The sequence below is a fragment of the Bradyrhizobium sp. Unk1 genome (genome assembly GCF_059512345.1).
The window spans coordinates 189,193-215,275 of record NZ_JCAMOP010000003.1 but is presented as its reverse complement, the minus strand read 5'-3'; the positions used below and the strand labels follow the sequence as shown (position 1 = coordinate 215,275).

Annotated in this window: 25 protein-coding genes; 13 read left to right on the top strand and 12 right to left on the bottom strand. The window is 65.2% G+C overall.

Going from position 1 to position 26,083, the window contains the following annotated elements:
- Nucleotides 1–145 precede the first annotated feature (145 nt).
- Complete coding sequence (locus AC5ZFO_RS05205; RefSeq protein ID WP_282521695.1) at nt 146–934, bottom strand: alpha/beta hydrolase; 789 nt, start codon at nt 932–934, stop codon at nt 146–148.
- Between the two features lie 251 nt (nt 935–1,185).
- On the opposite strand from AC5ZFO_RS05205, the gene infC reads away from it, so the two are divergent.
- Nucleotides 1,186–1,725, top strand: a complete 540-nt coding sequence (gene infC, locus AC5ZFO_RS05200; protein ID WP_071917037.1) for a translation initiation factor IF-3 — start codon at nt 1,186–1,188, stop codon at nt 1,723–1,725.
- 63 nt (nt 1,726–1,788) lie between these two features.
- Here the strand turns inward: infC and AC5ZFO_RS05195 are convergent, their stop codons facing one another.
- Nucleotides 1,789–2,193 (bottom strand): hypothetical protein, encoded by a 405-nt coding sequence (locus tag AC5ZFO_RS05195; protein ID WP_282521696.1) that lies wholly within the window; start codon nt 2,191–2,193, stop codon nt 1,789–1,791.
- Between the two features lie 271 nt (nt 2,194–2,464).
- On the opposite strand from AC5ZFO_RS05195, the gene rpmI reads away from it, so the two are divergent.
- Nucleotides 2,465–2,665: a 50S ribosomal protein L35 gene (rpmI, locus tag AC5ZFO_RS05190; protein ID WP_008539890.1), complete on the top strand. Its 201-nt coding sequence runs from the start codon at nt 2,465–2,467 to the stop codon at nt 2,663–2,665.
- A gap of 88 nt (nt 2,666–2,753) precedes the next feature.
- Nucleotides 2,754–3,113 carry a 50S ribosomal protein L20 gene (gene rplT, locus AC5ZFO_RS05185; protein ID WP_014490867.1) on the top strand — a complete coding sequence of 120 codons (360 nt, stop codon included), beginning with the start codon at nt 2,754–2,756 and terminating at the stop codon, nt 3,111–3,113.
- A gap of 26 nt (nt 3,114–3,139) precedes the next feature.
- Here rplT and AC5ZFO_RS05180 read toward each other — a convergent pair whose 3' ends face one another.
- Entirely contained in the window at nt 3,140–3,547 is a 408-nt protein-coding gene (locus AC5ZFO_RS05180) for a hypothetical protein (RefSeq protein ID WP_028148823.1), read from the bottom strand.
- Nucleotides 3,548–3,683: 136 nt separating this feature from the next.
- Here AC5ZFO_RS05180 and pheS point away from each other — a divergent pair, with 136 nt between their 5' ends.
- Genes pheS through AC5ZFO_RS05165 form a run of 3 tightly spaced genes read left to right on the top strand, consistent with a single transcriptional unit; the run spans nt 3,684 to nt 7,938 of the window.
- Nucleotides 3,684–4,766 (top strand): phenylalanine--tRNA ligase subunit alpha, encoded by a 1,083-nt coding sequence (gene pheS, locus AC5ZFO_RS05175; protein ID WP_282521697.1) that lies wholly within the window; start codon nt 3,684–3,686, stop codon nt 4,764–4,766.
- Nucleotides 4,763–7,171, top strand: a complete 2,409-nt coding sequence (gene pheT, locus AC5ZFO_RS05170) for a phenylalanine--tRNA ligase subunit beta (RefSeq protein WP_496121586.1) — start codon at nt 4,763–4,765, stop codon at nt 7,169–7,171. Before pheS ends, pheT begins: the two co-directional genes overlap by 4 nt.
- On the top strand, nt 7,168–7,938 hold the full coding sequence (locus AC5ZFO_RS05165) for a sulfite exporter TauE/SafE family protein (RefSeq protein WP_282521699.1): 771 nt from the start codon (nt 7,168–7,170) through the stop codon (nt 7,936–7,938). Before pheT ends, AC5ZFO_RS05165 begins: the two co-directional genes overlap by 4 nt.
- Here AC5ZFO_RS05165 and AC5ZFO_RS05160 read toward each other — a convergent pair.
- Nucleotides 7,935–9,332, bottom strand: coding sequence for a flavin monoamine oxidase family protein (locus AC5ZFO_RS05160; protein WP_496121583.1), 1,398 nt, complete (start codon nt 9,330–9,332; stop codon nt 7,935–7,937). The genes AC5ZFO_RS05165 and AC5ZFO_RS05160 overlap by 4 nt on opposite strands.
- Before the next feature lie 192 nt (nt 9,333–9,524).
- Here AC5ZFO_RS05160 and AC5ZFO_RS05155 point away from each other — a divergent pair, with 192 nt between their 5' ends.
- Nucleotides 9,525–10,496: a YiiX/YebB-like N1pC/P60 family cysteine hydrolase gene (locus AC5ZFO_RS05155; protein WP_282521701.1), complete on the top strand. Its 972-nt coding sequence runs from the start codon at nt 9,525–9,527 to the stop codon at nt 10,494–10,496.
- Between the two features lie 152 nt (nt 10,497–10,648).
- Here AC5ZFO_RS05155 and AC5ZFO_RS05150 read toward each other — a convergent pair whose 3' ends face one another.
- Nucleotides 10,649–10,924 (bottom strand): metal-sensitive transcriptional regulator, encoded by a 276-nt coding sequence (locus AC5ZFO_RS05150; protein WP_007598521.1) that lies wholly within the window; start codon nt 10,922–10,924, stop codon nt 10,649–10,651.
- A 50-nt stretch (nt 10,925–10,974) separates the two neighbouring features.
- Between AC5ZFO_RS05150 and AC5ZFO_RS05145 the strand changes: the two genes are divergently transcribed.
- Complete coding sequence (locus tag AC5ZFO_RS05145; RefSeq protein WP_496121580.1) at nt 10,975–13,464, top strand: heavy metal translocating P-type ATPase; 2,490 nt, start codon at nt 10,975–10,977, stop codon at nt 13,462–13,464.
- A 132-nt stretch (nt 13,465–13,596) separates the two neighbouring features.
- Nucleotides 13,597–14,043 carry a nickel-responsive transcriptional regulator NikR gene (nikR, locus tag AC5ZFO_RS05140; protein WP_282521703.1) on the top strand — a complete coding sequence of 149 codons (447 nt, stop codon included), beginning with the start codon at nt 13,597–13,599 and terminating at the stop codon, nt 14,041–14,043.
- A 101-nt stretch (nt 14,044–14,144) separates the two neighbouring features.
- Here the strand turns inward: nikR and AC5ZFO_RS05135 are convergent, their stop codons facing one another.
- On the bottom strand, nt 14,145–15,788 hold the full coding sequence (locus AC5ZFO_RS05135) for a S53 family peptidase (RefSeq protein WP_282521704.1): 1,644 nt from the start codon (nt 15,786–15,788) through the stop codon (nt 14,145–14,147).
- A gap of 286 nt (nt 15,789–16,074) precedes the next feature.
- On the opposite strand from AC5ZFO_RS05135, the gene AC5ZFO_RS05130 reads away from it, so the two are divergent.
- Nucleotides 16,075–17,247 (top strand): phosphorylase family protein, encoded by a 1,173-nt coding sequence (locus AC5ZFO_RS05130; RefSeq protein ID WP_496121577.1) that lies wholly within the window; start codon nt 16,075–16,077, stop codon nt 17,245–17,247.
- A gap of 172 nt (nt 17,248–17,419) precedes the next feature.
- Nucleotides 17,420–18,160 carry a sulfate transporter family protein gene (locus tag AC5ZFO_RS05125; RefSeq protein WP_282521706.1) on the top strand — a complete coding sequence of 247 codons (741 nt, stop codon included), beginning with the start codon at nt 17,420–17,422 and terminating at the stop codon, nt 18,158–18,160.
- Between the two features lie 54 nt (nt 18,161–18,214).
- Here AC5ZFO_RS05125 and AC5ZFO_RS05120 read toward each other — a convergent pair whose 3' ends face one another.
- From AC5ZFO_RS05120 to nth, 3 genes are read right to left on the bottom strand one after another with little or no spacing between them, the layout of a single operon-like run.
- Complete coding sequence (locus AC5ZFO_RS05120; protein ID WP_282521707.1) at nt 18,215–19,843, bottom strand: MFS transporter; 1,629 nt, start codon at nt 19,841–19,843, stop codon at nt 18,215–18,217.
- Entirely contained in the window at nt 19,830–20,966 is a 1,137-nt protein-coding gene (locus AC5ZFO_RS05115; protein WP_282521708.1) for an HlyD family secretion protein, read from the bottom strand. Before AC5ZFO_RS05115 ends, AC5ZFO_RS05120 begins: the two co-directional genes overlap by 14 nt.
- Before the next feature lie 60 nt (nt 20,967–21,026).
- The gene (nth, locus tag AC5ZFO_RS05110) at nt 21,027–21,794 is read right to left on the bottom strand and encodes an endonuclease III (RefSeq protein ID WP_282521709.1); all 768 of its coding nucleotides are present in this window, start codon (nt 21,792–21,794) and stop codon (nt 21,027–21,029) included.
- Between the two features lie 22 nt (nt 21,795–21,816).
- Here nth and AC5ZFO_RS05105 point away from each other — a divergent pair, with 22 nt between their 5' ends.
- Nucleotides 21,817–22,350 carry a DUF2244 domain-containing protein gene (locus tag AC5ZFO_RS05105; protein WP_282521710.1) on the top strand — a complete coding sequence of 178 codons (534 nt, stop codon included), beginning with the start codon at nt 21,817–21,819 and terminating at the stop codon, nt 22,348–22,350.
- A gap of 55 nt (nt 22,351–22,405) precedes the next feature.
- Nucleotides 22,406–23,302 (top strand): methylated-DNA--[protein]-cysteine S-methyltransferase, encoded by an 897-nt coding sequence (locus AC5ZFO_RS05100; RefSeq protein ID WP_282521711.1) that lies wholly within the window; start codon nt 22,406–22,408, stop codon nt 23,300–23,302.
- A gap of 121 nt (nt 23,303–23,423) precedes the next feature.
- On the opposite strand, the gene AC5ZFO_RS05095 is transcribed toward AC5ZFO_RS05100, so the two are convergent.
- The 3 genes from AC5ZFO_RS05095 to AC5ZFO_RS05085 all read right to left on the bottom strand — a co-directional run bounded on the left by AC5ZFO_RS05095 (nt 23,424) and on the right by AC5ZFO_RS05085 (nt 26,083).
- On the bottom strand, nt 23,424–24,047 hold the full coding sequence (locus AC5ZFO_RS05095) for a 2,3-bisphosphoglycerate-dependent phosphoglycerate mutase (protein ID WP_014490847.1): 624 nt from the start codon (nt 24,045–24,047) through the stop codon (nt 23,424–23,426).
- Between the two features lie 106 nt (nt 24,048–24,153).
- Nucleotides 24,154–24,969, bottom strand: coding sequence for a 4-hydroxy-tetrahydrodipicolinate reductase (dapB, locus tag AC5ZFO_RS05090; RefSeq protein WP_282521712.1), 816 nt, complete (start codon nt 24,967–24,969; stop codon nt 24,154–24,156).
- A 103-nt stretch (nt 24,970–25,072) separates the two neighbouring features.
- The gene (locus AC5ZFO_RS05085) at nt 25,073–26,083 is read right to left on the bottom strand and encodes a M23 family metallopeptidase (protein ID WP_496121571.1); all 1,011 of its coding nucleotides are present in this window, start codon (nt 26,081–26,083) and stop codon (nt 25,073–25,075) included.

The window sequence follows — 26,083 nt, the reverse complement described above, 5'->3', positions numbered from 1 at the left end:
TATTCGTCATGCCGCGCGAAGGCGGGGCATCCAGTACGCCGCGGCCCATCGGCTCAATCACGACCGCTGGTGGAATACTGGATCGTCCGCCCCAGTGCGCAATTGCGCACAAGGCGGACGATGACACCGACTGATCAGAGACACTTCACCCGATCTCAGCCACCGCGGCAAGAATGCGGGCGATGTCCTGCGGACGGGAGAGGCGGTGATCGCCGTCCTGGATCATGGTCAGCACCACGTCATCGGCCGGCAGGCGATGCGTCAGCGCGAAGGCGTGCTGCCAGGGCACATCCGGATCCTGCGCGCCCTGGAGGATGCGGACGGGACAGCCGAGATCGATGGCGCTGCCGAGCACCAGATGATTGCGGCCCTCCTCGATCAAATTCCGCGTGATCGGATAGGGCGAGCCGTCACCATAGTCCGACGGCCGCAGCCAGAAGCCCTTGGTCTCGATTTCTTTCTTCACCGCGGCGGAAAAATTCTTCCACATCAGCTCCTCGGTGAAATCGGGCGCGGGCGCGATCAGCACCAGGCCCGCCAGCGAGGCCTTACTGGCCCGCTTCCTGATCTCGCGCGCGAGCAGCAGCGCCATCCAGCCGCCCATGGAGGAACCGATCAGAACCTGCGGGCCGTCGCAGAACCGCTCGAACACCGCCACGCTGTCCTCGAGCCAGCTTCCGATGGTTCCATCGGCGAACGCGCCGCCGGATTCGCCATGGCCGGAATAGTCGAACCGGACTGCGGCGCGGCCATGGTCCGCAGCCCAGGCATCCAGCGCCACGGCCTTGCCGCCCTGCATGTCCGACTTGAACCCGCCGAGCCAGACCAGTCCAGGTCCTCGACCGGCGCGGCTGCGCACCGCGATCCTGCGTGCGGACGGGCCCTCGCCCACATCGATGAAGCCGAGCACGGCTTCGGGAATTGCATTGGTCATGGAACGTTTACTCTGGTTGTTCGGTTTGAGCTGTCTGGATGTGTTCCGCGGCGCAGCCCAGCATTGGTATTGGCCCTTTGGGACGCTTGCGGAACAGAAGCAAGGTGTCTATGTCCTGCAGCGTGCCCACGGGCGTGACCAAAATGCCTCGCATTTGAGGCTTTTTCGCCTCCCGCACGCGCGACTTGCTTGCCCGCAAACGCATCTTCCTTCAGACTAGCCGCCTCTTTCACAACTTTGGAGAACCACCCATTCGCCGTCCCAATAAAGCCCCGCCCGTTGCCAGCAAAGACGGGCCGCGCATCAATGATGATATTCGCAATGCGCAAATCCAGCTGATCGATCAGACCGGTGACAACAAGGGCACGGTCGAAACCGTCATGGCCATCCGCATGGCCCAGGAAGCTGGCATGGATCTGGTCGAGATTTCGCCGAATGTCAGCCCTCCCGTCTGCAAGATCATGGACTACGGGAAGTACAAGTATTCCGCCCAGAAAAAGGCCGCCGAAGCCCGCAAGCGGCAGAAGATCGTCGAGATCAAGGAGATCAAGCTCCGCCCGATGATCGACGACCACGATTACGACGTGAAGATGCGCGCGATGCAGCGGTTCTTCGAAGAGGGCGACAAGGTCAAGATCACGCTGCGCTATCGCGGCCGCGAAATGGCGCACCAGGAGATCGGCACCAAGCTTCTGGACAAGATCAAGAACGACGTCGCCGAGCTCGCCAAGGTCGAGCAGGACGCCAGGTTCGAGGGCCGTCAGGTCGTCATGGTGCTGGCGCCGCGCTGACGTCCGCTTTTCAGGACTGAGAGTTCAACGGCCCGTCCGGATTTCCGGCGGGCCGTTTCTGTATCAGGACCGCGTCGCCTGCCAGGTGCCGCTGCAGCGGTCGCCGGAAATGATGCCGTTCCAGTAGCCTGCACCGGCCATCCCGCCGAGCCGGCCGCCTCCGCTGGCGTGGGACGCGCCGACCGAGACCTGGACCGCGACGGCGCCGCCGCGATGAACCGTGCCGGAGACCCGGCCGCCGCCGGCAGATGACACCCGGCCGCCGGTGACGGTGAACGGGACGCTGTAACCGGAGCTGCAATTGCCCCGCGTGGTGGCGAAAGTGACGTTCCAGATGCCGTCATAGCTGCCCATGCGGGCGTCCGCGGTCGAGGGCAGCGCGGCCGTGGCAAGCACGGCAAGCAGCGCCAGGCGGCGCGGGCGGGCGAGGTCCGTCAAAGACGAAAGCGATCGGGAAAAATGGGCCATTTTGGTCCTGCTCCAGGCGACACGGCTTGGACATATGGGTGGTAACTCCGAATAGTCGCCGGGCAGGTTTCGGCGGTTCAGCGTTGCCATTTGGCTTGTCCTCTGTCATAAGCCCAGCCTTCATCGCCCGGCTGATTAAGGGCTGCCGTGGCGGTGTCCGTGCGGGTTTCGCGCTTGTTCGTAAAACCTGAGCACAATCAACGCTCTAACGAGCATTTTTGACGGCCAGCCGCCTTCGCGGGCGGATTTCTGTGGCCATTAGGAGAGCCAAATGCCCAAGCTGAAGACCAAATCGGGCGCTAAAAAGCGCTTCAAGGTGACTGCCACCGGCAAAGTGATGCACGCCCAGCGCGGCAAGCGTCACGGCATGATCAAGCGGACGAAGAAGCAGATCCGTCAGCTGCGCGGCACTCGCGTGCTGTTCAAGACCGACGGCGACAACGTCAAGAAGTACTTCTTGCCGAACGCCTGATCGCGTCCAAGATCGTCGAAGATCATTGCCACCTCCGCCGCGCTAGCGCGGCGATCCGAAAACCAAGTCATCTCTGAAGGATTTTGTCATGTCTCGCGTCAAACGCGGTGTGACCGCCCACGCCAAGCACAAGAAAGTCTACAAGGCCGCCAAGGGTTTCTATGGCCGCCGCAAGAACACCATCCGCGCCGCCAAGCCGGCCGTGGAAAAGGCCCAGCAGTACGCGTTCCGTGATCGCAAGCGCAAGAAGCGGACATTCCGCGCGCTCTGGATCCAGCGTCTCAACGCCGCTGTGCGTCCGTTCGGCCTGACCTACAGCCGATTTATCGACGGTCTCGCCAAGTCGGGGATCACCGTGGACCGCAAGGTGCTGTCGGATCTCGCGATCCACGAGCCCGCGTCGTTCCAGGCGATCGCCGAGAAGGCCAAGGCCGCGCTGGCGGCCTAAGAGGCTGCTTCAGAGCAAGCCCAGCACTAACGGCCGGCTCCGCCGGCTTTCAGCGCACGTCGCGAGTAACGCTGGGCGACCTCTGCCCGGCAGAAGGCCGTGGCCGAGATATACATGGTGCCGGACTTGTTCCGGTACTTCCGGTCGCAGACCCGCAACTCGCGCTGATAGCTGAGCTTCTGCGGCGTTCTCAGCCGGCCGACAAAATCGGCCTCGCACTTCTTCTCGACCGCTTCGCCGAATTGCACGTCGCCGCTGGCGCCGTATGCGCAAGCATCGAACAGCGTCATGGCACGGTCGCAGCTCGGCGCCGCGTTCAGGACCGCGATGATGTCATCCATCGACGTCGATTTGGCCGGGCATTCCTCCGCGGCGTGAGCCGCGCTTCCCAAAAGAACCAAGCTCAAGCCGACCACCCAGGATCGTAAACGCATCGTCCTCTCCCTCGACTTCAGGTTGGTGCCAGCCATGCCTATAGGGTTCAAATGCCCTGCATTTACGACGGCTATACGGCTTGACGTTCCGGCCCGGCTGCGGCCACAACCGGCAGCGTTTTGAAAGGATCCGACCGTGTCCGACCTCGCCAGTCTCGTCCAATCCATCCTCGCGCAGATCAGTGCTGCCGGGGACGAAGCCGCCCTCGAAGCCGTTCGCGTTGCCTCCCTCGGCAAAAAGGGCTCGATCTCGGCCTTGCTTGCAACGCTCGGCAAGATGTCGCCGGACGAGCGCAAGACGCAAGGCGCGGCGATCAACCAGGCCAAGGACGAGGTCACCCAGGCCCTCGCCGCGCGGCGCGACGTGCTGAAGTCGGCGGCGCTCGATGCGCGGCTCGCATCCGAGACCATCGACGTCACCCTGCCGCTGCGCGATGCGCCGACTGAAGCCGGCCGCATCCATCCGCTGAGCCAGGTCTGGGACGAGTTGACGACGATCTTCGCCGACATGGGATTCTCGGTCGCGGAAGGCCCCGACATCGAGACCGACGACTACAACTTCACCAAGCTGAATTTTCCGGAAGGCCATCCCGCCCGCGAGATGCACGACACCTTCTTCTTCCATCCGAAGGAGGACGGCTCGCGCATGCTGCTTCGAACCCACACCTCGCCGGTGCAGGTGCGCACCATGCTCACCCAGAAGCCGCCGATCCGCGTGATCTGCCCGGGCCGCACCTACCGCATCGATTCGGACGCGACCCACACACCGCAATTCCACCAGGTCGAAGGCCTCGTCATCGACAAGCACTCGCATCTCGGCCACCTCAAATGGATCCTGCACGAGTTCTGCAAGGCGTTCTTCGAGGTCGACCACATCAACATGCGCTTCCGGCCGTCGTTCTTCCCGTTCACCGAGCCGTCGCTGGAAGTCGACATCCAGTGCCGCCGCGGCAAGGACGAGATCCGCTTCGGCGAGGGCGAGGACTGGCTCGAGATTCTCGGCTGCGGCATGGTGCATCCGAACGTGCTGCGCGCCTGCGGCATCGATCCCGACGAGTACCAGGGCTTTGCCTGGGGCATGGGCATCGACCGCATCGCCATGCTGAAATACGGCATCGCCGATTTGCGCCAGCTGTTCGACAGCGACGTCCGCTGGCTGTCCCATTACGGCTTCAAGCCGCTCGAAGTGCCGACGCTTGCGGGAGGACTGAGCTCGTGAAATTCACCCTCTCCTGGCTGAAGGATCATCTCGACACCGACGAGCCGCTGGAAAAGCTCGCCGACAAGCTCACCATGATCGGGCTCGAGGTCGAGAACATCGAGGACAAGGTGAAGGCGCTGAAGCCGTTCACCATCGCGAAGGTGATCTCGGCCGAGCAGCATCCGAACGCGGATCGCCTGCGCGTCTGCATGGTCGACACCGGCGATGGTGGCGCACCGGTGCAGGTCGTGTGCGGCGCGCCGAATGCGCGCACGGGCCTGGTCAGCGTGTTCTCGCCGCCGGGGACCTACATTCCCGGCAAGGACATCACGCTCGGTGTGGGCACCATCCGCGGCGTCGAGAGCCGCGGCATGCTGTGCTCGGCGGCCGAACTCCAGATCTCCAGCGACCATGACGGCATCATGGAGCTGCCGGCGGATGCGCCGATCGGCGCTGCTTACGCCGCATGGGCGGGTCTTGGCGATCCCGTGGTCGAGATCAATCTGACGCCGAACCGGCAGGACTGCACCGGCGTGCACGGCATCGCACGCGATCTCGCCGCCGCCGACATGGGCAAGTTCAAGGACCCCACCATCAAGCCGATCAAGGGCGAATTCCCCTGTCCCGTGAAGGTCGCGGTCGAGGACGCCACGCTGTGTCCCGGCTTCGCGCTGCGCCTCGTGCGCGGGGTGAAGAACGGGCCGTCGCCGGAATGGCTGCAGAAGCGGCTGACCGCGATAGGCTTGCGTCCGATCAATGCGCTGGTCGACATCACCAACTTCATGACCTACGACCGCGCGCGCCCGCTGCACGTGTTCGACGCCAAGAAGGTGAAGGGCAATCTCGTCGTGCGCCGCGCCCGCGATGGCGAGACGCTGCTCGCGCTCGACGGCCGCACCTACAATCTCGATCCCGCCATCTGCGTGATCGCGGACGAGCACGGCGTCGAATCGCTCGCCGGCATCATGGGCGGCGAAGCCTCGGGCTGCGACGAGAACACCACCGACGTGCTGATCGAATCGGCGCTGTGGAACGAGATCAACATCGCCCAGACCGGCCGCAAGCTCGGCATCAATTCGGACGCGCGCTACCGCTTCGAGCGCGGCGTCGATCCGGCCTTCATGGTGCCGGGGCTCGAGCTCGCGACCAAGCTGGTGATGGAGATGTGCGGCGGCGCGCCGTCGGAGAACATCGTGGTCGGCAAGGCCTTCGGCGACGACCGCGTGATCGATTTTCCGGTCACCGAGGTCAAGCGGCTCTCCGGCATCGAGGTGCCGCAGCCGGAGATGAAGCGCATCCTGACCCATCTCGGCTTCATGATGGCCGGCCCGGGTCCGGTGGTGAAGGTCGCGGTGCCCTCGTGGCGCACCGATGTGCATGGCAAGGCCGACATCGTCGAGGAGATCGTGCGCATCTACGGCGTCGACAAGGTGCCGATGACGCCGTTCGAGCGCGGCGAGGACGCCCGCAAGCCGGTGCTGACGCCGCTCCAGCTCCGCACCCGTCGCGCCAGGCGCGCACTCGCGAGCCGCGGCATCATCGAAGCGGTGACCTGGTCCTTCATCACGAAGTCAGCGGCAACCCTGTTCGGCGGCGGCCAGCGCGAGCTCGAAGTGGCCAACCCGATCGCCTCGGATCTCTCCGACATGCGGCCGACGCTGTTGGCGGGTCTGATCGCAGCGGCGCAGGCCAATGCCGATCGCGGCTTTGGCGATGTCGCGCTGTTCGAGGTCGGCCAGGTGTTCAAAGGCGACCGCCCGCAGGATCAGTTCATGGCGGCCAGCGGCGTGCGCCGCGGCTTTGCCTCGTCCGAAGGTCTGGGACGGCACTGGTCGGGTTCGGCGCAGGCCGAATTGTTCGACGCCAAGGCCGACGCGCTCGCGGTGCTCGCCGCGGCCGGTGCGCCAATGCAGGCGCTGCAGATCGTCGCGGGCGGACCAGCCTGGCTGCATCCGGGTCGCTCGGGCACGATCCAGATCGGCCCGCAGAACGTGCTCGGCTATTTCGGCGAGATGCATCCGCGCGCGCTCGAGGCGCTTGGCGCCGACGGCCCGCTAATGGTGTTCGAGGTAATTCTCGACCGCATCCCCGAGGCGAAGAAGAAGCCGACCCGCGCCAAGCCCGTGATCGAGCTGTCGGCCTTCCAGCCTGTTACGCGCGACTTCGCCTTCATTGTCGACCGCACCGTAAAGGCCGGCGACATCGTTCGCGCCGCGCAAGGCGTCGACAAGAAGCTGATCACCGGCGTGAATGTCTTCGACGTCTACGAGGGCAAGGGCATCGATGACGGCAAGAAGTCGATCGCGATCGCCGTGACGATCCAGCCGCGCGAGAAGACGCTGACCGACCAGGAGATCGAGGCCGTCGCCGCGAAGATCGTGGCGGAGGTCACGAAGAAGACCGGCGGCGTCTTGCGCGGATGACCCTTGCGGATTTTCTTCCGAAGGACGTCAGCCTCACCATTGCGATGGCGCTCTGCGCCGTCGCTTTCCTTTCGGGCACCGCGCGCGGCTTCTCCGGCTTCGGCTCGGCGCTGATCTTCATGCCGCTGGCGAGCAGCATCGCGGCGCCGCGTCTCGTTGCCGCGCTACTCCTGGTGATCGATTTCGTCGCGGCCCTGCCGCTGCTGCCCGACGCGTGGCGGAAGGCGGACCGCAAGGCCACCGCGGTGATCGTGCTCGGCGCGCTGGTCGGCGTGCCGGTTGGCACCTATTTCCTCAGCGTGCTCGAGCCCGTCACCACGCGCTGGATCATCTCCTGCTTCGTCGCTGCGCTGTTGCTGCTGCTGCTGTCGGGCTGGCGCTATCGCGGCAAGGACCACGCCTGGCTCTCGGTCGGCATCGGCGGCCTCTCGGGCTTCTGCAGCGGTCTGGCGCAGACCGGCGGCCCGCCGATCGTCGGCTACTGGCTCGGCCGCCCCATCGCGCCGATCGTCGCGCGCGCCAATATCCTGCTGTTCTTCGGCGCGTCGGATTTCTTCTCGATGGTCAGCTACGCGGCGACCGGCCTGATCTCACGCGAGTCGCTGGTGCTGTCGCTGATCGTCGGCCCGGTCTATGCGATAGGCGTCGCGTTCGGTGCGTCGCTGTTCGGCCGCGCCAGCGAAAAATTGTTTCGCGCGATCTGCTACGGTCTGATCGCGCTGGCGGTGATCGCGGGGCTGCCGGTGCTGGACGGGATTTTGCGCTAGTTGGCCTGCTGCCGCGGGGCGCGGCGCTTCTTCGTCGACTGCGTCGGCACGTCGGCCGGCTCGTCCTTGAGCGCGCCGATCTTGCGCAAGGCCGCATCGGCCGCGCGCTCGCCGCTTTCCCAGGCGCCGTCGACGGTGCCCCACAGCGTCTCGTGCGTGGCTTCGCCGGCGAGGAACATGTTGCCGATCGGCTCGGTCAGGATTTTTCGCGAGAGCTGCCCGCCGGGCGAGGCCGCCGACATCGCGCCCATCACGAAGGGCGAGGCGTTCCAGCGCGTTGCGGTGGTCTTCTGCACGGCGGCCGCAGCCTCGCTGCCGAACAGCTTCGTGATCCATTCCCTGGCGAAGGCGACCATCGCCTTCTCGCCCTGCTCGGAGAGATCGCGGCCGAACGAGCCGCCGACATCGATCGAACACAGTGAGGAGCCGCCGATATTGGCGAGCATCAGCGCCGTGCGCGTCGAATTGCTCTGCTCGATGAGGATGTCGTCGCGCGACAGCCCCAGCGGATTACCCGGCAGTTGCAGCACAATGCGATCGTAGCTGCCGAGCGTGAGCTTTGACGCGGCGTCGAGCGGGCGCTTGGGAATGTCAGGCCCGAACTTGATCGCGCCCGATGTCAGCACATTGGTCGAGACCGTGACGATGGCGGCACGTGCGGCGATCTTCCCGGATGACGTCTCCACGCTGACATCGCGATTGCTCCAGACAATCCTGCTCACCGGCGTCGCCAGCGCCACCGGCGCCTGTTCGCCGAGCCTGGTGAGCAGGGTCCCCAGGCCCTGACGGCACGCGATCGCGGTGTTGCGGTCCTGCGCACGCGCCTTGTCGATCGCTGAGAGCTCCTTGAGGTCTTTGCCCGCAAAGCTCGCACCAAGCACGAATTCGGCCGCACCGGCCCAGTCGCCGAGATCCTTCGGCAGCACGGGCGCGCAAGAGGTATCCAGCTTGCCGCGCGCGGCGTCGTCGATGGCGCGGTTGGCGCGAACCAGCGCCGCCAGGAATTGCTCGGTCTCGCCCGCACGGGCATTGCGGCGGCCGATACGCATCTTCTGGCCGGTCGGTGCCGGCAGGACGTCGAGCCCGGCACTGCGCGCCAGCCGGATCATCGGATTGGTCTCGGGATTGTGCATCCAGCGCGCGCCGCGATCGAACGGCACGTCGAAGGTCGTGCTGTCCGTGACGCAGCGGCCGCCGATCTGGGATGCCGCTTCCACGACGACGACCTTGCGGTTGGCCGCCATGATGCGCCGCGCCGCGGCAATTCCGGCCGCCCCAGCACCGATCACGACGATGTCGGCCTCGCGCGGCAGGGGTGCGGCAGTCGCGCGCAGGACCGGCATCGCGGCAAGGGCCGCCGACGCCGATAGGAAGCTGCGGCGCGTGATTGTCATGTCATGGTTTCCGGGAACTTGCGGCGAATGGGAACAGCCCGCGAACCTTGCTGCATCTGGTGTTGCACGGCAACCATCATGGTGAATCAATCGTGCTTGATCTCACAGAGTGATGAACCGAATTGCAACAGGTTTCGACCATGATAGAGAAGGGAAAAAGACGGCCGGAAAAGGCCGTGGGGGGAGTTTGAAATGGGGACGGTTCTGGACTCAGTCGGCAAGCTGATTGCCGCGTACCTCTCGAAGGAGGTGCCGGGCTACGAGCCGTTCACGCCGAGCGACCCGGAGCACCTGCGCGGCGTCATCGAGCCCGGCGACGTGCTGCTGGTCGAGGGCAACAACCGCATCTCGGGCATCATCAAATATCTGACGCAGTCGACCTGGTCCCATGCCGCGCTCTATGTCGGTCCGGTCGAGGGCGCCGTGGAGCCCAACGGCGAGCCGCATGTGCTGATCGAGGCCAATATCGGCGAGGGCGTCACCTCGGCGCCGTTGTCGAAATACTTCCCGTATCACACCCGCGTCTGCCGCCCGGTCGGGCTGTCCTATGAGGACCGCACCACGGTCTGCCGCTATGCGATCAACCGCATCGGCTTCGGCTACGACACCAAGAACATCATCGACCTGATGCGCTTCCTGTTCCCACTGCCGATCCCGCAACGCTGGCGGCGGCGCATGATCGCGATCGGATCGGGCGATCCGACAAAAATCATCTGCTCGGCGCTGATCGCGCAGGCCTTCGATGCCGTGCGCTATCCGATCCTGCCGAAGATCACCAAGGCCGGCAGCCGCGCGGCCCGCCGCGAGATCCTGCACATCCGCGATTCCTCGCTCTACATGCCCCGCGACTTCGACATCTCGCCCTATTTCGAAGTCGTCAAACCCACCATCGTGCACGGCTTCGACTACACAGCGCTCCACTGGGCCGACAAGCAGAAGCCGCTCGAGGAGGTAGCGGGCACATTCAGTGTGTTTCCAGAAACGCTCCGTGCGCCGCCGCTCGTTCCTGAAGCGATTGACCAAGAGGCGCCGGGTGAAATTCCGGCTGAGCAAATAAGCGCGCAACCCGCGGAGATGGGCGCCACCTGCTCCGAGCATTTTGTGCTGCTGAACGAACTGGCGATGTACCGCGCACGGGGACGCGCGCAGGAGATGGCGGCGTAGCCCCGCTGTCGTCCCCGCGAACGCGGGGAGAGACATTGCACCGCTCTTTCCGCCGTCATTGCGAGCGCAGCGAAGCAATCCAGAGTCCCTCGGCGGAGGCAGTCTGGATTGCTTCGTCGCTGCGCTCCTCGCAATGACGATGGTGAGAGAGCCTACCGTTCCGCCCGCCCGATCACCGCCATCAGCTCCGCGATCTTCTCGCGCTGATCGGCCTTGTCGCCGCTCGCGATCGCGTGCTCGACGCAATGGGCGACGTGATCTTTCAGAACCTCTTCCTCGACCCGGCGCAGCGCGGCACGCACGGCCGAGATCTGCGTCACGATGTCGATGCAGTAGCGGTCCTCCTCGACCATTTTCGAGAGGCCGCGAACCTGACCCTCGATCCGGCCGAGACGTTTTCCGACGGATGCCTTGATGTCCTTGCGCATGCGCTCTATATACCCCCCTAGGGTATATGTTGCAAGGCCGGAGCATGGCAATGAACGACGCCGAACACGGGCACCATCACACGTCGGAAACACCGTCCGGATGCGGCTGTTCCGCCAATGCCACCCCCAAGGCTGCTCCCGAGGCCGCCCCCATGGCGGCTCCGCCAGCCGACAAGCCCGCGGCGTCCTCCTGCTGCGGCGGGCACGGCGACCATGCCCAGCATCACGCCCATGACCACGGCGCCGCCGCGACAAAAGTCCTCGATCCCGTCTGCGGCATGACGGTCGATCCCGCGACCTCGAAGCATCACCACACACATCACGGCGAGACCTTCCATTTCTGCTCGGCCGGCTGCCGCACCAAATTCGCCGCCGATCCCGCAAAGTATCTCGCCAGAGAGAAGGCGCCCGAACCCGAGATGCCCGCGGGCACGATCTACACCTGTCCGATGCATCCGGAGATCCGCCAGGTCGGCCCCGGCAGCTGCCCGATCTGCGGCATGGCGCTGGAGCCGGAGGTCGGGAGCCTGGAGACCGGACCCAATCCGGAACTGGCCGACATGACGCGGCGGTTCTGGATCGGCGGCGCGCTGGCGCTGCCGGCGGTGGTGCTGGAGATGGGCGGCCATCTCGCCGGCCCTCACGACTGGATCGATCCGGCGCTGTCGAACTGGCTCCAGCTCGCATTCGCCACGCCCGTCGTGCTGTGGGCCGGCTGGCCGTTCTTCGTCCGCGGCTGGCAGTCTCTGGTCACCCGCAACCTCAACATGTTCACGCTGATCGCGATGGGCACGGGCGTCGCCTATGTCTACAGCGTCGTCGCGACTGTCGTGCCGCAGATTTTCCCGGCGACCTTCCGCGGTCATGACGGTGCCGTTGCCGTCTATTTCGAGCCCGCCGCTGTGATCACCGTGCTGGTGCTGCTCGGCCAGGTGCTGGAGCTGCGCGCCCGCGACGCGACGTCGGGCGCGATCAAGGCGCTGTTGCAGCTTGCGCCAAAAACCGCGCGCCGCGTCGATGCCGATGGCGGCGAGCATGAGGTCGAAATCGAACAGCTCCACGCCGGCGACCATTTGCGCGTCCGTCCCGGCGAGAAGGTGCCGGTCGACGGAATTATCCTCGAGGGACGCTCCGCGCTCGACGAATCCCTCGTCACCGGTGAATCCATGCCGGTCACCAAGGAGCCGGGTGCGAAAGTCATCGCCGGCACGCTCAACCAGTCGGGCGGCTTCATCATGCGCGCCGACAAGGTCGGTCGCGAGACGCTGCTGTCGCAGATCGTGCAGATGGTCGCGGACGCGCAGCGCTCGCGCGCGCCGATCCAGCGGCTGGCCGACCAGGTGGCTGGCTGGTTCGTGCCGACCGTGATCGCCGTCGCCATCGCCGCCTTCGCCGCCTGGGCCTGGTTCGGACCTGAGCCGCGGCTGGCGTTCGGCCTCGTTGCCGCCGTCAGCGTGCTGATCATCGCCTGCCCCTGCGCGCTCGGCCTGGCGACCCCGATGTCGATCATGGTCGGCGTCGGCCGCGGCGCGCAGGCAGGCGTCCTGATCAAGAGCGCCGAGGCGCTGGAGCGGATGGAGAAGATCGACACGCTGGTGGTCGACAAGACCGGCACGCTGACCGAGGGCAAGCCGAAAGTGGTCGCGATCGTTCCGGCTGCCGGCTTTGCGGAGGATGACATCCTCAGCATTGCCGCCAGCGTCGAGCGCGCCAGCGAGCATCCCCTCGCCGACGCCATCGTGCGCGCCGCGAAAGAGAAGCAACTCACCCTCGCTCAGGTCGAACAGTTCGACTCGCCGACGGGCAAGGGCGCGACCGGAATAATCGACGGCAGGAGCATCGTGCTCGGCAACGCAAGATACCTGGGGTCGATCGGCATCGACACCGGAGCGCTCGATGCCGAGGCCGAACGGATGCGCCAGGACGGCGCCACCGTGATCAACATGGCCGTCGACGGCAAGCTGGCCGGGCTGTTCGCGATCGCCGATCCGGTCAAGGCCTCGACCCCGGAAGCGCTGAAAGCGCTGGCCGGTGAGGGCATCAAGGTCATCATGCTGACCGGCGACAATCGCACGACGGCGGAAGCGGTGGCGCGCCGGCTCGGTATCGCCGAGGTCGAGGCCGAGGTTCTGCCCGACCAGAAGAGCGCGGTGGTGACGAAGCTGCAAAAGGCCGGGCGCAGCGTCGCGATGGCGGGCGACGGCGTCAACGACGCGCCCGCACTGGCGGCCGCCGAGGTCGGCATCGCCATGGGCACCGGCACGGATGTGGCGATGGAGAGCGCCGGCGTCACCCTGCTGGGCGGTGATCTCACCGGCATCGTGCGTGCGCGACGACTGTCGCAGGCGACCATGAGCAACATCCGGCAAAACCTGTTCTTCGCCTTCATCTACAACGCCGCCGGCATTCCGATCGCGGCCGGCATTCTCTATCCGGCGTTCGGGATCCTGCTGTCCCCGATCATCGCCGCGGCGGCGATGGCGCTGTCCTCGGTGAGCGTGGTCGGGAATGCGCTACGGCTGCGCTCGACGAAATTATGAAGGAACTGCGTAGCCCGGATGGAGCGAAGCGAAATCCGGGATCCTGCCCACATATTGGCACCGTCCCGGATTGCGCTTCGCTCCATCCGGGCTACGGTTCACGGGACACAGGCGAGACGCGGAGAGGACCTGATGCAGCGGATTACGATCACGATCGAGGACGATCTTCTGGCGGAGATCGACGCGGCGGCGGAAGCGCGCGGCTACCAGAACCGCTCCGAGATCATCCGCGACCTCGCGCGCGCCGGCCTGCAACAGAGCACGGAGGACACCGCACAGACCGGCCCTTGCGTGGCCGGCCTCGTCTACGTCTACGACCATGCCGCGCGTGATCTCTCGAAGCGCCTGGTGCAGGAATTCCACGGCCACCACGACCTCGCGCTGGCCACCCTGCACGTCCATCTCGACGACAACAATTGCATGGAGATGACGGCGCTGCGCGGCGACGCCGGCGAGGTCAGGCATTTCGCCGACCACATCATCGCCGAACGCGGCGTCCGCTACGGCCGCGTGGTGATGATCCCGACCGGTGAAGGGAAGCAGGCGAGGGCGCGCAAGCACGGACACCGGCACGAGTAGTTCTCCCTTGCCCCGCTTGCGGGGAGAGGGTCGGGGTGAGGGGGGAGCCTCCGCAAGGGCGGTAACAGCTGGACTCGCAGAGACTCCCCGTCACCCGGAGCTCACGCCGAGAGCAAATTCTGCAGCGCTTCGCCGTTGGGGACGCCGAGGCCGGAGCAGGCGTCCCAGCCGGGGCCGGCCTTGTACATGCCGTGCAGATCGCCGGTGATGTCATTGTTGCCGATCGTGATGTCGCGGAACACGCCTTGCGTGTGCGACGCGTAGATCAGCGGGTTGATGAAGCCGACGGTCTTGCCGAATTTCTTCGTCGTCGCCTCGTTGATGCGCGCGATCAACCCCGCCATCAGCGGCGCCACCGCACTTGTGCCGCCGATGGTGGTGCCGACGCCGTTGAGGAAGATCTGGTAGCCGGTCGCGGGATCGGCATCGCCGGCAACATCGGGTACCCCGCGGCCATTGTGATGCGTCGGTGATTTCGGAACATGGGCTTGAGCCTGGTATTGCGGCCGCGGGAACACGACGCTGACACCGCCGCCGCCTGCGCCGCCCCGCGGCCCGCCGTTCCAGACCACCTCGTTGATATCGCCGTTCGGCGCCTTCAGATTGGTGCCGCCGCAGGCGAGTGCAAACGGGCTCGAGGCCGGGAAATCCGCGTGTGGCTTGCCGTCCCAGTCCGCGCCCATGTCGGCCGAACCATTGTCGCCGGAGGCAACGCAGACGGTGACGCCCATCGCGGCGGCGTCGCGGACCGCCTCGTTCAGGCCGTCGACGAATTGCTGCGAGCCTTCCTGGTCTTCCGGCCCGCCCCAGCTGATCGAGATCACCGAAGGTTTTCGCGCGGTGTCATGGACGGCGGCCTTGACCGCATCGATGAAGCCGTTGGTGGTGTTGGGCGCGAAATAAACCACGATCCTGGCGCCGGGCGCGATCGCACCGGCCACCTCGATGTCGAGCACGACCTCGCCGTCGGCGTCGGAATGGCCGGGCTTGTTGGCGCCGCCGTCGACGCTCGCGGGTGCGATCTTCGGCATCGGGATGCCCGCCTTCTTGAAGAAGGTGCGCAAATCTGACGTTTTGTAGCCGGCGCCCGTGGGATGGCCCTTCTGGTCGATGTCGTTGAGCTCGATGATGGCGATGCACTGGCCGGCGCCGGTCTCGCCGCCCGGGAAATTGTAGAGCTGGGCGATCTGATCGACCGAGAAGCTGCCGCCCTGCGCGGCGCGTGCGGCTGCGCCCTTCTGCGGCAGCTTGCGGCGGAAGTGGGGTTGCGCCACCGGCCGGTTGTCGAGGCCGTGCACGCCGACCACGATACCTGCGAGCTCGGCCGGGATCTGCACGCTGCCTTTGCGCATGCGATGGATCGCGCCTTCGTATCTGACCTTGTTGAGCTTGACCCCGAAGGCTGCGCTCATTGCCTTCACCGTCCCGGTCAGCTTCACGGTGCGGGACGCCAGATGCACGCTCTTGACGTTGAGATCGTGGTGATGCGCGAAATCGTCGATCTTGGCGACGTCGGCGGTATCAGCGCCCATCGTTGCGCCGAACTCGGCACGCGAGAGATACTGGCGCTCGCGCGGCGGTTGCGCGCCGAGCGCCATCACCTGCTCATCGTCGGCACGCTTCGCGCGCAGGCGGACGCTGATCTCGATTTCCTGCTTGGGATCGGCCGCCCCGACGAGCTTGGCTCCCTTCGGCAATTTCCGTGCGCTGTTCGCCAGCGTCACGCGCGTGGTCGAGCTTGCCATGACTTCCTCCGTTTGTGATTGGAAGGCAGATTGTCGCACCTCAACTATAGGTGTAATCTCAAGCCAAAATTGGTTCAGGCTTTGAGCGATATTTTTTCAGCAAACCTCTTGTTTGGCAGAGGCAACATCCAACTGGCTCAGATCGACACGGAATCGGTCAATATTCACGACCATTCGGCGACAAGGATTTCGATTTAAAATTGCAACCGTTGGCTTGTCTGGCCGACCAACGGAAGACGTTTGCCAGAATCAGACGTCTGAAAATCAATTTGGCGGAGACAATGCGATGCGTGCTGACCGCAAATGGGTTGAGAGAAATCTCGGTTTCGATCCGATCACGACGCCGCCCCCGCCCGACACCTTCGTGGTGAAACGCGTGGCCAAGGGCGCGGTGAAGAGATCCGCGAAGGTCACGACCGAAGACTTTCGGCGCGAGATCATCGATTTCGATTCCGAATCGAGCGAAGGCCGCGAGTTCATGGCCTTCTCGACCTCGACCGGGCTGTCGCGCTTCACCGACATTGCCTGGCCGAAGGGGTTGGCGCCGCAAACCGGGCCGAAGCCGAAGGGCAACGGCAAGGGACCGCTGCCGCGCGCCGACGTGCTGGTCGTGACCTGGACCGTCGACGAAGGCCACGCCCTCAGCCGCGTGCTGACGCCGGGCAAGGACTCCCGCAACGATTACGTACCCTATACGCATAATTACGCGGCCATCTCCAAGAAGATGCGCAACGGCTGTCCGGCCAAGGAGCTGAAACGGCTCGGCACCTACTGGACCACCGCCATCGGCAAGAAGAAGGTCGTGATCTTCAAATCCGATTCGCACATGTCGCAGGACGGCCCGCAACTGCCGAACATCGACGTCTGGCGCCAGATCATCACCGAGGTGCAGCCGACGCTCGTCATCACCACGGGCACGGCCGGCGGCATCGGCAAGGAATTCGAGGTCGGCGACGTCGTCGTCAGCCCGATCGTTCGCTTCGACTGCCTGTCGAAGTTCAAGAAGCAGCCGTTCGCGCAGGAGCATTTTTCCAGCAGATCCGCCGTGACCAAGAAGTTCGCGCAGGCCAAGACGCTGTTCAAGGCCAATGCCGGGCAATTGCCGAAGGACAACACAAGGGCGCCGAAGATCTTCGTCGTGAAGCCGAGCGGCCTGTCCTCCTCCGTGGTCACCACCGACTTCTTCGGCTTCGACACCTCGGACGACCACTTCCATCTCCAGGGACTCGGTGACGTCTCCGAAATGGGCGATGCCATCCTTGGCCTGGTCGCGCAGGAGATGGGCGACAAGGCACCGCGCTGGCTCGCGATCCGCAACGTCTCCGATCCGCAGATCAAGGCCGAAGGCACCCTGCAACAGCAGGAGCAGATCGCCGCCCAGATCTACAAGGGTTTCGGTCGCTGGAGCACGGTCTGTAGCGCCATCACCTGCTGGGCCAGCATCGCGGCGGAACGTTAGAGCATGATCCGGAAAAGTGTGAGGCGGTTTTCCCTCGCGACACACGCAGAACGCGTTTGCGCGGAGATCATGCTCAAGCGATAAAGCCGCAGGCCAGAGCGGGTCGGGAACCCTTGCCGAAGCGACTTCAGGTGTCTACCTCTCGCGGGTGGTTTTGCTGAGAGGTACTCGCATGCTGGATGCCGCCGTAAAGGCGCTGTCGCAATTGATCTCGCCGCCGATGCGCTCGATCCTGTGGCGATCGATCGGGCTTGCACTTGTGCTGATCATCGTGCTGGCGATCGGCTTGCAGCGGCTGCTGAGCTGGTTTGCGACCTATGGCGAGGTCTGGCTGGAAGGCCTGCTCGGGCCGAGCTGGCATTCCTCGCTCGAGGTCCTCGCCTGGATCGTCTCGATCGCGGCGGGCCTCGGCGTCGTGTTCGGCGGCGTGTTCCTGATGCCTGCGATCACCTCGCTGGTGGCGAGCCTGTTCGTCGACGACGTCGCCGACATCGTCGAGCGGGAGCACTATCCCGCCGAGCGGCCGGGCGCCGCGCTGCCGTTCAGCCAGGCGATCTACGAGGGCGTCAAGACCGCGCTGCTGACGCTCGTGGTCTATCTGGTGGCCTTGCCACTGGTCCTGTTCGCCGGTGCCGGATTCCTGATCTTCTTCGTCGCCGCCGCTTGGCTGCTCGGTCGCGAATATTTCGAGCTCGCCGCGATGCGCTTCCGCTCGCCGGAGGACGCCAAGGCGTTGCGGCGCGACAACGCGGCGACCATCTTCACCGCCGGCCTTTTCATTGCAGCCTTCGTCTCGATCCCGATCGTCAATCTGGCGACGCCGATCTTCGGCATGGCGTTCATGGTCCACATGCACAAGCGCCTGTCGGGACCGCGGCCCGAGCTGATAGAGCCGGCGCGGCAGATGCGGTGAGACCTCTCGGCTCACCTGTCAGCCCACCTCTCAGTTCACTTCTCAGTTTACTTCTCAGTTTACTTGCGCCCCGCATTTGCGCAGCAGCATCTTGGCGAAACCGAACGGCGCCGGCGTGAACGGGCCCGGTGGCGCCCGGGTGATCAGCGCGACGACGCCGAGCGCGACCATCGCGAGCCAGAAGCACAGCCAGAAGCCGTCGATATAGGCGAGCACATTGGCCTCGCGCTGCACCAGGCCCGCGAGCGTGCCGACCGCGCGCGCCTGCGCCATGCCGGTGCCATGGGCCGCGAAGTAATCGGCGAGCTGCTTGAGCCTACCCACCACATCGGCATCGCCGACCAAAAGGTTCTGGCCGAGATAGAAGGAATGGACCTGCTCACGCACGCGCAGCCACGTTCCCATCAGCGCGATGCCGATCTCTGCGCCGCCGAGCCGCATGATCTGGATGTAGGCGGCAAAGGAGGTGGCGCGGCTCGGATCGGCGTTCGACAGCAGCGTGACGATGAGCGGCAGCAGGATCAGCGACTGCCCGATCGCCTGGAGCAGCACGATGCCGACAAAATCCTCGCGCGCCCAGACATGGCTGAGCTGCGTGCCCCAGAGATTGGCCGCGGCAAAGCAGGCAAAGCCCAGCACCACGACGAACCGCGTATCGAAATGCCGCAGCAGCCAGATCGAGATCGGCACCAGCACGAACATCGGCAGCGCGCCATAGGTGAGCAGCACCATCCCGCTCTGCTCCGGCCTGAGCAGAACGACATTGCCGAGGAAATTCGGCACCAGCGACGAGTTGGAGAGGCTGGTCAGCGTGTAGAGCAGGATCAAGACCAGCCCCAACCCGACATTGCGCGAGAACAGCACGTTCACATGCGCCCAGGGCTGTCGCACCAGCGACTCGTTGACGAGGAAGCCTGCGAACAGCACCACACCGCTGACGAGCAGCGCCATCACCGTGCCGGAGCCCAGCCAGTCCAGGCGATTGCCCTGGTCGAGGCCGGCATAGATCATCGAGACCGCGGCGCCGAGCAACAGCATGCCGCCCCAATCGGCCTCGCGCAGCAGCGTGCGGTTCACCGGCTCGCTCGGCGTGCCCAGATAAACCATCAGGCCCATCAAGGGCGCGATCACGACGCTCTGCCAGTACAGCCATTGCCAGCCGAGATGGTCGACATAGAAGCCGACCAGCGAGCTCGACGTATCAAGCGCAAAGCCGACCCGGATCGAATAGAGCGAGATCGCCGGCACCCACCATCGGATCGGCAGGTTTCGTAACACGATCATGAGCGTCGCAGGCACGAAGGTGCCGAGCAGCAGGCCGTGCACGACGCTGAGGGCGAGCAGCGTCGGATAATCGTGCACGAAGGGAATGATCAGCGACACCGCGGCGTAGACGAGGCTCGGGATGCCGAGCACGCGGCGCAGGCCGAACACCGTCGCGAGCCACGCCACCGCCGGCGCAATCAGGATTTGCGAGCCGATGCCGGCGGTCGAAAGCCAGGCGCCCTCGTCGAACGAGAGCGAGAACGCACCACGCAGGTCCGGCAGGCCGACCGTGGTCAGCCGGCTGTCGAAATTGGCGAGGAACGAGCCGAGCAGCACCGCCGCCACGGCAAACAAGGGCTGTGGCGCGATGCCGCCGCGCGAGAGAGGTCCGTGGCCGGCATCGTCATTTTCCGCCATTGCCGGCCTTCGTGTCGATGCTGGTGACGACCGACATGCCCGGCACCAGCCGCGACAGCAGCGGCTGGTTGTCGTCGAACTGGATGCGCACAGGAATGCGCTGCACGACCTTGGTGAAATTGCCGGTCGCGTTGTCCGGCGGCAGCAGGGCCACCTGCGCGCCGGTCGCGGGCGCAATGCGCTCCACCTTGCCGCGCAGCTTCTCGCGCGGGAAGCTATCGACGGTGATCTCGACCGGCTGGCCCGGCGCGACATGAGTGAGCTGGGTCTCCTTGTAGTTCGCGATCACATAGACCTTCGGCAGTGGCACCACGTTGATGAGGTTGGTGCCGATGTTGACGTAGTCGCCGGGCTGCACCTGGCGCTCGCCGACGACGCCGTCGAACGGCGCGGTGATCCTGGTATAGCCGAGCTTCAGCTTCGCGCTCGCCAGCGTCGCCTTGGCCGCCGCGACATCGGCGGCGCGCTGCTTCTTGGTGCCCTGCAGAACTTCGAGTTGATGCTGCTGCGCGGCGATGACGGCGCGACTGGCACGCACGTCGGCCTGCGCCTTCGCGTAGCCCGCGACGGCCTGTTCCAGCCGCTGCCGCGTGCCGGCTTCCGTCTGCGTCAGCGATTTCTGGCGATCCTGCTCCTGCCGAGCCTCGACTTCCAACGCTTCCGCGGACAGCTGCGCGGCCTGCGCCTGCGCGATGGTCGCATATTGCAGCTCGACCTGATTGCTCAGATTGTCGAGCACGGCCTGCGCGGCGGCGACAGCGGCCTCGGACTGCGCGACCTGGGCCTGGTAGTCGGCGGGATCGATCTGGATCAGGAGATCGCCGGCCTTGACGCGCTGGAAGTCAGAGACCCCGACGGTCAGCACTTCGCCGGAGACGCGGCTTGCAAGCCGCGTCAGATCGGCGCGCACATAGGCGTCGTTGGTGGTTTGGACCACAGCGTTGCCGACCCATTCGTCGAAGCGCAGCGTCGCCAGTGCCACGAAGGCGAGCGCGACGATCACGGCGAACACCGGGATCGCGAGCCGACTCCAGAGCGAGCTCGCCGGTTGCTGCGTCGGCTTCGGCGGCGGAGCCGGTGCCGCGGCCGGTGGCGGCGACGAGACTTGTTCCTGCTGACTCACGATAGGCCCCCAAAACCGGCTTGCTTCACATTGTCCCCCGGAATGACGGCGAATTCCGCCTCAGACCGTCTTCTCCGGCCATCGGCAGAGATCGTTGATCAGGCAAACCTCGCAGCGCGGCTTGCGCGCGAGGCAAGTATAGCGGCCGTGCAGAATCAGCCAATGATGGGCGTGCAACATGAACTCGGACGGGATCACCTTTTCGAGACCAAGCTCGACTTCGAGCGGCGTCTTGCCGGGAGCGAGCGCGGTGCGGTTGCCGACGCGGAAGACATGCGTGTCGACCGCCATGGTGTGCTCGCCGAAGGCCATGTTGAGCACCACGTTGGCGGTCTTGCGCCCGGCGCCTGGCAGGGATTCGATCCCGGCGCGCGTGCGCGGCACCTCGCCGCCGAATTCGCTGAGCACCTTGGCCGACAGTGCAATCACGTTCTTCGCCTTGGTGCGATAGAGGCCGATGGTCTTGATGTATTCGCGCAAGCGTTCTTCGCCGAGGTCGAGCATCTTCTGCGGCGTGTCGGCGATCTCGAACAATGCGCGCGTCGCCTTGTTGACCCCGGCATCGGTGGCCTGTGCCGACAGCACCACGGCGACCAGCAGCGTGAACGGATTGACGTGCTCGAGCTCGCCTTTCGGCTCCGGATTGGCCTTGCGGAAACGGCTGAAGACCTCGTGGATCTCGGCCGGCGTCCAGGGTCTTATCGGATTGGGTCTTGTGGCCTTGAGCGATTTCCTGGCGGGAGCCTTCGGCTTCGCGACAGTCGCCTTTGCCTTTTTCTTCGGCACGGACGCTTTGCGCGGGGCCGGCTTGCGGGTGATTTTCGCCATGATCGGGATATACTGAGGGACGATGAGCACAGGCAACGAAATTGAGCGCGGGCGATCTGAAAGCGGGACGGAGCCGCAGATCTTCTCCGCGCTGCTGACGCCGCACCGCTCGCTGAACCGCACCGGCTTCCTCGCCGTGATGCTGTTCCTGAGCGTGGTTAGCTTTGCCACCGGCCTCGCCTTCCTGATGATGGGAGCGTGGCCGGTGTTCGGCTTCTTCGGCCTCGACGTGCTGGTGATCTGGTGGGCCTTCAAAGCCAATTTCCGCACCGCGCGGGCGCGCGAGGAAATTTCGGTCACGGCGTCCGAGCTGCGGGTGCGGCGCGTCAGTCATCGCGGCCAGGTCGCCGAATGGACGTTCAATCCGCTCTGGGTCCGCCTCGACATGGAAGTCGACGAGGATTTTGGCATCGAGCATCTCTATCTGATCTCGCGCGGCCACCAGATCCAGATCGCCCGCTTCCTGGGTCCGGACGAAAAGGCAAGTTTTTACAAAGGCTTGGTTGAAGCTCTGAACGCTGCCAAGCGCGGCCCGACCTACAACCCGGTCTCCTGAGTCCGGATCGGAAATCGGGTGGTTTCGGCCCGGCGCCACGCCTACATTTCCACTCATGATGACACTCGCCATAAATGACCAGCGCCTGGCCAAGCCAGGCTCCCAGAACGCCGCGTTGCGCGATTACGACTCCGTGCGCCGGGCGATCGCATTCATCTCGGAGAACTGGCGCACCCAGCCGGCCATCGAAGCGATGGCGGATGCGGCGGGCGTCACGCCGGATGAGCTGCACCATCTGTTCCGTCGCTGGGCCTCGATCACGCCGAAGGCGTTCATGCAGGCGCTGACGCTCGATCACGCCAAGGGTTTGTTGCGGGACTCCGCGAGCATTCTCGATGCAGCGCTCGACTCGGGTCTTTCTGGACCGGGCCGGCTGCACGATCTCTTCGTCACCCATGAAGCGATGTCGCCCGGCGAATGGAAGAACGGCGGCGCGGGCCTGACGCTACGCTATGGCTTCCATCCCTCGCCGTTCGGCACGGCGATCGTGATCGCCACCGACCGCGGCCTGTCAGGACTTGCGTTCGCCGATCCCGGTGAGGAGAAGGTCGCGCTCGCCGACATGACGCGCCGATGGCGCAACGCAACTTACGTCGAGGATCACGAAGGCACCGCACCGCTCGCACAGCGCATCTTCGACCCCAAGCTGTGGCGGCCGGACCAGCCGTTGCGCGTGGTGATGATCGGCACCGATTTCGAGGTGCGGGTGTGGGAGACGCTGCTGAAGATCCCGATGGGTCGCGCGGTGTCCTATTCCGACATCGCCTGCAACATCAACAGCCCTAAGGCCTCACGCGCCGTCGGCGCTGCGGTCGGCAAGAACCCGGTCTCGTTCGTCGTGCCCTGCCACCGCGCGCTCGGCAAGAGCGGCACGCTCACCGGCTATCACTGGGGCATCACCCGCAAGCAGGCGATGCTGGGCTGGGAGGCCGGGCAGCTGGGGATGCAGTAGGCGAGCTGCCGTAGGTGGGCAAAGGCGCAAAGCGCCGTGCCCACCGTCTTTCTCAATCGCTGACACAGCGTGGGCACGCTTCGCTTTGCCCACCCTACGGCACCGTGCGTGGCGACGAAGTCTAACCCGCCAGATCCAGCTTCGAGGCCACCGTCGAATCCGCGTTGAGCCGGTAGATGATCGGCACGCCGGTCGCGAGCTCGCGCTTCAAAATGCCTTCGGGCGAGAGCTTTTCCAGCACCATGATCAGCGCGCGCAGCGAGTTGCCGTGGGCGGCGACCAGCGTGCGCTTGCCGTTGAGCACGCCGGGCAGGATCTCCTGCACGTAATAGGGCAGCGCGCGCGCCAGCGTATCCTTCAGGCTTTCGCCGCCGGGCGGCGGCACGTCGTAGGAGCGGCGCCAGATCAGCACCTGGTCCTCGCCCCATTTCTTGCGGGCGTCGTCCTTGTTGAGGCCGGAGAGATCGCCATAGTCGCGCTCGTTCAGCGCGAGGTCTTTGGAGGTCGGCAGGCCCTTCTGGTCGAGCTCGCCGAGAATGAGATCGAGCGTGTGCTGCGCGCGCGTCAGGACCGAGGTGTAGGCGACGTCGAACACGAGGCCCTGCGCCTTCAGCTTGCGGCCGGCTTCCGTGGCCTCCTTCACGCCGAGCTCGGTGAGATCAGGATCCTTCCAGCCCGTGAACAGGTTCTTCAGATTCCACTCGCTCTGACCGTGGCGCACGAGCACGAGGAGACGTTCGCTCATTGACTGCTTTCCATTCAGGTTATTGTTGAGGAATGATCTTGGCGGAAAGCCGCTTCACATCTTGCGCTAACGCGGCCCTTCGGGTCCGGTTCATGCTTCAGCTCGCTCAGATGTCTGCGAGACCGAGCACGTCGGCCATGGAGTAGTGCCCCGGCTTCTTGCCATGCGCCCACAGCGCCGCCTTGAGCGCGCCGTGTGCGAACAGCATGCGGTCTTCGGCGAGATGCGACAGCGTCAGGCGTTCGAACGGTCCGAGGAAGGTCACGCTGTGCTCGCCGGCGACGGTGCCGCCGCGCAGGGAGGCAAAGCCGATGTCGCCCGGCTTGCGCGCGCCGGTGATGCCGTCGCGGCCGCGATCCGAATGCTCATCGAGCGAGATGCCGCGGCCGGCGGCAGCGGCCTGGCCCAGCATCAGCGCAGTGCCCGAGGGCGCATCGATCTTCATGCGGTGGTGGGTTTCCACGACTTCGATGTCGAAGCTCTCGTCGAGTGCCTTCGCGACGCGCTTGACCACCGCGGCGAGCAGATTGACGCCCAGGCTCATATTGCCCGACTGCACCACGACCGCGCGGTTGGTGACGCTCTTGATCACGGCGTTGTCGGAGGCCGACAGTCCTGTGGTGCCGATGACGTGCACGAGGCCGCGCTCGGCCGCGATCGCGACATTGGCGATGGTCGCCGCCGGCACGGTGAAATCCAGAATGCCGTCGGCGTCCTTCGACATCGCCCAGAGGTCCGCCGAGAGTTTGATGCCGTTGGCCGGCAGGCCCGCGAGCACGCCGGCATCCTTGCCGAGCAGCTCCGAGCCTGGTACCTCCAGGGCTCCCGCCAGCACCGCGCCTTCGGTGTCGGCAATCGCTCGTGCCAGCGCCCGGCCCATCCGGCCGCCTGCCCCAGCAACAATCAAACGCATATCGGACATGGTTCACCCTCTCCACGCCCTATAGCGGGAGCGGGCCGTTCCGGCAACCGATCAGGCCTTCAAAAGGCCCGCGGCGCGGGTCTCCCCGAGCACGGGCGCAACGCTAGAGCATGAGCTCCAGGTCTTTCCTGAGCACGATCTGGCCATCGCGCTCGACAACATAAGTGGCCTTGTAGGAGCCGCGTTCCCAACCCCCGGGCGGCCGCTTCTTGCCCGCAAAGAGCATGAATTGCGCCTTGTTGGCCTGAAGTGGTGCAGACCGATTTTCCGCGATGACGTTCTCGAGGGGATCCTTGATGACCAGCCATTGCGCATCGCCTGCCTTCAGCCCGATTGCCCGCACGAACGCAACGATCGCCATCGAACTGGCGGACGGCATCTGGCTCTCGGCACTGCCGTCCTCGATGAGTTCCATCGTGACCGGCCCCGTCGTAAAGCCTGCATTGAGGATGGCTCGTTCCCGGTACTCAAGTTTCGAGCGGAGGGCAGCAAGCCAGAGCGATTGACCGCCCTCGCAAGACCCGGGACGAACGCCATACGCAAAGGGATCGACGACCGCGCCATCGTGCCTCACGGTGAAATGCAGGTGAGGATATTCCGTGAGGCCAGAGAGTCCGACACGGCCGATCGGCTGTCCGAGGTCGATCTTATCTCCAGGCTTGACCAACACACTGCCGGCGGCGAGGTGGCAGTACTGGGTTTCCCACTGCTCCGGATGTTCGATGACAACGCCATTGCCACATTCGGCCTCGCGCACGGCTTCGCGTCCCGATTTTGTGAAAGCGCCGTCCGGAGCGTCATTGCGTGTACGAAGAATGCGGCCGCCTGCCGCCGCGCGCACGTCCACGCCAGCCCTTTGCACTGCCAATGAGGGCAAACGAAAGTCGGTGCCGTTGTGGCCGTCATAAGTCAGCGTGCCGCACTTGTAATCTCGCGCCGACCGCGACGGATCGAGATCCGTGTAATTCTGGATGTAGCAGGTACGGCCAGGCTCGCAGGCAATCGGCAGCGCCAATTGAATGCTCTGGGCATGGGCAGCGAAGCCGGCTCCGGCCAACGCCAGGGCAACGAACGTCCGGTAGAGGAAACCTGCGCAGCCCATGCGCCTCGACAT